Origin of the sequence: Streptomyces spongiae, assembly GCF_009377185.1 — a bacterium.
Classification (GTDB): Bacteria; Actinomycetota; Actinomycetes; order Streptomycetales; family Streptomycetaceae; genus Streptomyces; species Streptomyces spongiae.
Genome location: NZ_VJZC01000522.1, coordinates 1 through 7,068, shown reverse-complemented (window position 1 = coordinate 7,068; position 7,068 = coordinate 1). Strand labels below are relative to the sequence as shown.

The following is a 7,068-nucleotide window of genomic DNA, read 5'->3' as shown; positions in this document are numbered from 1 at the left end:
CGATCGACCCGCCCGGCCCGCGCACCACCTACCCCTGGCAGAAGAAACCCCGCCCCGAGAGCACGACTTGATCCCACCCGTCCGACCGCAGGTGGGAGGGGCCGGGCTGCCGCCCGCACGTTCCGGCAGGTAACCTCCAGCTCATGTCCCGCCATGTCGCTATCGTCACCGATTCAACGGCCTACCTGCCGCCACGGACGATGGAACGTCACGGCATCACCGCGGTGCCGTTGACCGTGGTCCTCGGTGACCGGGCGCTCGAAGAGGGCACCGAGATCTCGGCGCGCTCGCTGGCCCAGGCACTCCAGAAGCGACGGCCCGTCACCACGTCCCGGCCGAGCCCGGAGCTGTTCGCCGAGACCTACCGCAAGGCCGCCGAGTCGGGAGCCACCGGCATCGTCTCCCTGCACCTGTCGGCCGAGTTCTCGGGCACCTACGACGCGGCCGTCCTCGCGGCACGGGAGGCACCCGTGCCCGTACGCGTGGTCGACACCGGAATGGTCGCCATGGCACTCGGGTTCTGCGCGCTGGCGGCGGCCCAGTCCGCGGAGGCCGGCGGCACGGTGGACGAGGCGGTCACGGCCGCCGAGAAGCGGGCCGCGGGCACGTCCGCCTACTTCTACGTGGACACCCTCGACTACCTGCGCCGCGGCGGCCGGATCGGTGCCGCGCAGGCGCTGCTCGGCTCGGCCCTCGCGGTGAAGCCGCTGCTGCAACTGGACGGTGGCCGCATCGAACTCCTGGAGAAGGTACGCACGGCGTCCAAGGCGATCGCCCGCCTGGAGGAGATCGTCGCCGACCGCGCCGGCGGCGCACAGGTCGACATCGCCGTCCACCACCTCGCCGCGCCCGACCGGGCACAGGCGCTCGCGGACCGGTTGCGGGACCGGGTGGCCGGGCTGGTCGATCTGCATGTCAGCGAGGTCGGCGCGGTGATCGGCGCGCACACGGGACCCGGGCTGTTGGGGGCGGTTGTCTCGCCTCGGTGAGCGCCCCTGTGGTTGCTCGTGTGGTCGCTCGTGTGGGTGAGCGAGTTATCCACAACCGGGCGGTAGTCCACGGGAATTGAGCAAGATCATCGCGGATGTGCGGGAGTGCCCGATCCTCGTCGCATGGCACTTCGATCATCTTCACGCACCGCTACCGTCACCAGCGGTCCGGGCCGCGGGCCCGTCTCCGACGGCCGGGTCCGCCACCGCCGTTCCCGCGCCCGGGGCAGCACCCGACGCCGCCACGCCTCGGCGCGAGCGCTGCGTCTGCGCGCGGAAGCGCTCTTCGCCGACGGGCCGAGGGAACGGCGGGAGTTGGGCAACGGCCCACCGATCCCTCTGACCGCGACGGGCTTCCCGAGGGGGACGACCCGGCGTGGAGCCGGTGACCTGAGCATCAACGACCGTGTCGACGGCGACCAGTTGGAGATGGTGAGCTCCGACCTCCCCCGGGCCGATGAGCCCGACGATGCCGGTGGTCCCGTCAACGGCGCGCGGACGACCTGGCGGGAGCGGGTCGGACCCGCGGTCCGGGAGCGGATGCCGCTGTGGCTGCAGGCGAGGTGCGGGCTCGAACGGAGAAGTGTTCTGGCGCTCAGCGTGGTGCTGGTCGTCGCGGCGGTCTTCGCACTGCAGCATTTCCGGGCGGGCCGGACGGAGCCGGTCAGCGCACCTGCGGTGGTGCGCCCGGCGCCGCACGACGAACGGGACAGGCAGCAGGCCGTGGCCGCGACAGGCGCCTCCCCGGGGGCGTCGGCTTCCGCAGCGGGCCCCGTGATCGTGGTGGACGTCAGCGGAAAAGTGCGGAGCCCCGGGATCCGGCGGCTGCCGGCGGGCTCGCGCGTGGCCGACGCGCTGCGGGCGGCCGGTGGAGTGCGGCCGGGCACAAGCACCGAGGGGCTCAACCGCGCCCGCGTTCTCATCGACGGAGAACAGGTGGTGGTCGGCGGTCCGGCGCCACCCGCCGCGGGTGCGGCGCCGGGAACGGGCGGCACCGGAGGGCCTGCCGTGGGTGCGGCCCCGGCGGCTCCGGTCTCGCTCAACACGGCCACCGCGGACCAACTCGACACACTGCCCGGCGTCGGCCCCGTACTGGCCCAGCACATCATCGACTACCGCACGCAGCACGGCGGCTTCCGCTCGGTCGACGAGCTTCGTGAGGTCAATGGCATCGGAGATCGGCGCTTCGCCGATCTGCGGAATTTCGTACGGCCATGAGGGGGCCGGAGGCAGAACTCGACGCCCCGGCGCGGAGCATGAGGCGAGCGGCAGACGACGCTGAGGACCGACCCGTCCCTGTCCCCGTACCCGTGCCCGTCCTCGGCCGCGCGCCCGTGCACATGGCGTCCGCCAGCCGGCTGGGCGCGGCGCACCCCAGGCAGGAAGGGCCGACAGACCTGCGGCTCGTGCCGCCCGCGTTGGCGGCCTGGGGGACAGCGGCTCTCACGCTCGACGCCTCGGTCGAGTGGGTCATCGCAGTGGTGGTGGTCTGCCTGGTCGTGGGTGGTGCCCTCGTCACGGCTCGGCCTGAAGGAGCGGCGCGTCGCACGCGGTGGCCCAGGCTCTCCGTCGCCGCCGTCCTGCTCTGTGCCGCCGCGGCCGCGGCCTCCGCCGGACTGCACGGCGCGGATCTGAGGCGCGGCCCCGTCCCCGCGTTGGCACGCCAGTACGCGCACGTGACGGCCGACATCGAGCTCACCTCCGATCCACGGCTCACCCGCCCCCGGATCAGAGGAGACCACATGGCCCCGACGGCTGTTCTGCTGAACGCCGAGGTCCGGCGGGTGAAGAAGCCGGACGGGACGGTCCTCGCGACACGGACGCCGGTCCTGGTGATCGTGGACGCACGGTCAGGTCCCGGCGGCGTCGGGAGCCCGCGTGCACGGAGCCACGGCAGCTCAGAGGAGCTGGGCGGGGGTTTGGGGAGTGGGACCTGGCTGTCCCTGCTCCCGTCCACACGGGTGCGTGTCGCCGCGCAGGTCGTGCCGACCATGGTCGGTGGAGACCGGATCGCCGCCGTACTGCGCGTGCGGGGCGGCGGGCCTCCGGAAGTCGTGGCGGAGGCGTCCGAGGTGCAGCGGTTCGCCGGGCGGCTGCGGAGCGGGCTGAGGGAGGCGACGGACGGGCTGGACGCGGACGCACGGGCGTTGCTGCCGGGGTTCGTCGTCGGCGACACCTCGCGGGTGCCGGTCGAGTTGGACGAGGCATTCAAGGCCACTGATCTCACGCACCTCCTGGCCGTCAGCGGGGCGAACTTCACGATCCTCCTCGCCCTGTTCATCGGGCCGCCCGGGCTCGCCCAACGCGTCGAGCGGCGAGGGCTCGCGCCCCGGCTGGGTATCCCGTTGCGGGCGACCGCGCTGGTCGGGGGCGTGTTGACGCTGGGCTTCGTGATCGTGTGCCGACCGGATCCGAGCGTGCTGCGGGCCGCCGCCTGTGGGTCGATCGCGTTGCTGGCCATCGCGACCGGGCGCCGCAGGTCCCTGATCCCCGCGCTGGCCACGGCGGTTCTGCTGCTGGTGCTGTACGACCCGTGGCTGGCGCGCAGCTACGGCTTCCTGCTCTCGGTCCTCGCGACCGGTGCCCTGCTCACCCTTGCCCCACGCTGGAGCGCGGCGCTCCAGCGGCACCGGGTGCCGCCGCGCCCGGCCGAGGCGCTGGCCGCGGCTGCCGCCGCCCAGGCGGTGTGCGCGCCGGTCGTCGCGGTGCTGTCGGCACGGGTGAGTCTGGTGGCCGTGCCCTGCAATCTGCTGGCGGAGTTCGCGGTGGCACCGGCCACGGTGCTGGGGTTCGCCACGCTGGCGACAGCACCCGTGGCGATACCGGTCGCCAAGGTCCTCGCATGGTGCGCGAGCTGGCCGGCCGGGTGGATCGCGGACATCGCGCGCACCGGGGCCGCCATGCCCGGCGGAGGAGTGGAGTGGCCGGGCAGTTGGACAGGTGCGCTGCTGCTCGCCGCGCTGACGGTGGTCGTCGTGCTCGTCGGACGGCGGATCGTGAGCCGTCCCTGGATGTGCCTCGCCGGCCTCGTGGTGTTCCTGCTCGTGGTGGTGCAGCCGCCACCTCTGACGAGGGTGATCACCGGGTGGCCACCGCCCGGCTGGCGGTTCGCGATGTGCGACGTCGGACAGGGCGACGCGACCGTGCTCTCGGCGGGCGGAGGGACGGGGGTGGTCGTGGACGCGGGACCCGATCCCGTGCTGGTCGACCGCTGTCTGAGAGCGCTCGGCATCACGCGGATCCCGCTCGTCGTGCTGACCCACTTCCACGCCGATCACGTGGCCGGTCTGCCGGGCGTACTGCGCGGACGGTCGGTGGGCGCGATCGAGACCACCGGGTTCGAGGAACCGATGGACCAGGCGGAGTCCGTGCGGAGACAGGCGGCGGCCCGGCGCATCCCGGTGACGCGGGCCGTGGCGGGGGAGGAGCGGCGCACGGGGCACCTGGCGTGGCGCGTGCTGTGGCCGCCGCCGGACACCGGGCCCGCGCCGGAGGGGCCGAACGACGCCAGCGTGACCATGCTCGTCCGGTCGGCCGGCCTGTCCCTGCTGATACTCGGCGATCTCGAACCCCCGGCTCAGCGGGCGCTGTTGAGATCCCCGGCGGCCGCGGAGCTGGGAGCCGTGGACGTCGTGAAGGTCGCCCACCATGGCTCGGCGTACCAGGATCCGGATCTCATACGTGCGGTGGCACCGCGGCTGGCGCTCATCTCTGTCGGCGCCGACAACCCGTACGGGCACCCGGCACCGAGCACGCTCGCCGCGCTGCGGGCCGGGGGCGCGACGGTGTTGCGCACGGACGAGGACGGGGCCATCGCCGTCGCCGGCGAGGCGGGGGAGTTGCGGGTGGCGAGAGAGTGATCTGGTGGCGAGAGACTGGTGCCATGAACTCCGCACAGGCTGATGCCTACCTTCGCAGGATCGGGGCCGAGCGCCCCGCGGGTCCCACCATCGAGGTACTGCGCGAACTGCACGTACGTCATCTGCGGGCCGTGCCGTTCGAGAACCTGTCGATCCACCTCGGCGAGGAGATCGTGCTCGACGAGAACGCGCTGCTGGACAAGGTGGTCGGGGCGCGCAGGGGTGGGTTCTGTTACGAGCTGAACGGGGCGTTCGCGGCGTTGCTCACGACGCTGGGCTTCGAGGTGACGCTGCTCGCGGGGCGGGTGTTCGGCAAGGGGGACCGTGTCGGGATCCCGTACGACCATCTCGCGCTGCGGGTGGGGACGGCGGACGGGGGTGAGTGGCTCGCCGACGTCGGGTTCGGGGCGCACAGCCTCTTTCCGCTGGCCTTCGGGGAGCGCGGGGAGCAGGAGGATCCGGGAGGCACGTTCCGGGTGGTCGAGGCGGCGGAGCGAGAGGAGGCGCAGCGAGAGGACGGGGAGCGAGCGGGGAAGTTCGGGGACGTGGACGTTCTGCGCGACGGGAAGCCGGTGTACCGGCTGGAGGTACGGCCACGGGTGCTCGGGGACTTCGTGGTCGGCGCCTGGTGGCACAGCACGTCGCCGGCGTCGCACTTCACACAGTCCCTCGTCTGCTCGCGGGTGACGGAGGACGACGGACGGATCACCCTCAGCGGACGCGGCCTCACCGTCACGTCACCGGACGGCGAGCGAAGCGTGACGGACCTGGAGACGGACGAGGAGGTGCTGGAGACGTACAGGGAGCGGTTCGGGATCGAGATGGAGCGGGTGCCGCAGGTGCGAAAGGCTGACAAGAGCGGGTAATTCGTGTTACTCGTGCGTAGTCCCAGCACATGCGCTGGATTTTCCCCATGTGAGCCTCTGTTGCCCCGAAAGCCGCAGCGGTGGTCGAATGCATCTTCGGCAACAGATGATGTCGAATCACGCAGGGATGTGTCGCGGATGCTGGGCCGCTGGCGAGAGAACCGAACGAGGCAGGGGCAACGAGGCGGCCCCATGGGTGCGGTACGGGTTCCGCCCGGTGCCGGAGTGCTCAGCTGCCGGGTGCTCGATCCGGTGAACGAGCCCGTGCGGCAGGCGGAGTTCGTGGTCAGTGACACGATGGGCCGCAAGGTCGTCGGCGGGGGCACGGACCCCTACGGGTCGTTCATCGCGGCGGTGCCGGCGGGGGAGTACCGGCTCGCGGTGTCGGCCGAGGGATACGCGCCGTACCGGGCGAACGCCGTCGTCGGCGAGAGCGCGCTGGCCTCGCTCGGTGATGTGACCCTGCAGCTCGCCCAGCCGTACGAGCCGCCCCAGGCAGGTGACTGGGAGATCGAGCCGACGCATTCCTCGATCGGGTTCACCGCGCGGCACATCGGGCTGGCGCATGTGCACGGGCGGTTCAACGTGTTCGCGGGGGCGATACGGATCGCGGAGTCCCTGGAGCGGTCGGCGATGCATGTGGTGATCGACGCGGCGTCCATCGACACGAACGTGAGGATGCGGGACGACCATCTGCGGTCGGCGGACTTCCTGGACGTGGAGCGGTATCCGACGCTGGATTTCTACAGCGACCGGTTCGTGCACAAGGGTGGCAACCGCTGGGCGATCACGGGGGCGCTGTCGCTGCACGGGGTGACGCGGACGGTCACGCTCGACACCGAGTACCTCGGGCTGGGCAACGGCATGGAGGGTGAGGTGCGGGCGGCCTGCAAGGCCACGACCGAGCTTCGGCGCGACGACTTCACGGTGAGCTGGCAGACGATGCTCGCGCGGGGCATCGCGGTCGTGGGGCCCAGCATCCGGGTCGACCTGGATGTTCAGATCGTGCCCAAGGGCTGACGTGGGGCGTGTGGGCGGGGTAGCGGAGGATGTTCCCCGTGAGTGATGTGAGACATGTGCTGGTGCTGCCCGACCGCGAGGCCGCGGAGGAGGCGGCGGAGGCGCTGGCCGACCGGTTCGGGGTGCACGAGGAGCCCGAGCTCGTACGGGACGCGCTGGCCGGCGAGGACGACGCCGAGGACGCCCAGTGGCTGGTCGTCCTGCGGGACGAGACGGATCGGCTCGATCCCGCCGCGTTGGACGAGTTCGCGGGGGAGTGGGACGGCTGGCGGGAGGAGCCGTAGCCCTGTCCGAGGGCCGGTGGGGCCGAGGGCCGGTGGGACTGGGGGCCGG

6 protein-coding genes are annotated in these 7,068 nt (G+C 72.3%); all 6 read left to right on the top strand.

What is annotated here, in order from left to right:
• Positions 1-143: 143 nt before the first annotated feature.
• The 6 genes from FNH08_RS40270 to FNH08_RS40245 all read left to right on the top strand — a co-directional run bounded on the left by FNH08_RS40270 (position 144) and on the right by FNH08_RS40245 (position 7,019).
• Positions 144-989 (top strand): DegV family protein, encoded by an 846-nt coding sequence (locus tag FNH08_RS40270; protein ID WP_152776477.1) that lies wholly within the window; start codon positions 144-146, stop codon positions 987-989.
• Positions 990-1,112: 123 nt separating this feature from the next.
• Positions 1,113-2,207, top strand: a complete 1,095-nt coding sequence (locus FNH08_RS40265; RefSeq protein ID WP_152776476.1) for a ComEA family DNA-binding protein — start codon at positions 1,113-1,115, stop codon at positions 2,205-2,207.
• A gap of 122 nt (positions 2,208-2,329) precedes the next feature.
• Positions 2,330-4,849: a ComEC/Rec2 family competence protein gene (locus tag FNH08_RS40260; protein ID WP_228034652.1), complete on the top strand. Its 2,520-nt coding sequence runs from the start codon at positions 2,330-2,332 to the stop codon at positions 4,847-4,849.
• Positions 4,850-4,872: 23 nt separating this feature from the next.
• Complete coding sequence (locus FNH08_RS40255) at positions 4,873-5,715, top strand: arylamine N-acetyltransferase family protein (protein WP_152776474.1); 843 nt, start codon at positions 4,873-4,875, stop codon at positions 5,713-5,715.
• A 192-nt stretch (positions 5,716-5,907) separates the two neighbouring features.
• Positions 5,908-6,735: a YceI family protein gene (locus FNH08_RS40250; protein WP_407704556.1), complete on the top strand. Its 828-nt coding sequence runs from the start codon at positions 5,908-5,910 to the stop codon at positions 6,733-6,735.
• A 38-nt stretch (positions 6,736-6,773) separates the two neighbouring features.
• Entirely contained in the window at positions 6,774-7,019 is a 246-nt protein-coding gene (locus tag FNH08_RS40245; RefSeq protein ID WP_322726243.1) for a hypothetical protein, read from the top strand.
• The last annotated feature ends 49 nt before the right edge of the window (positions 7,020-7,068 follow it).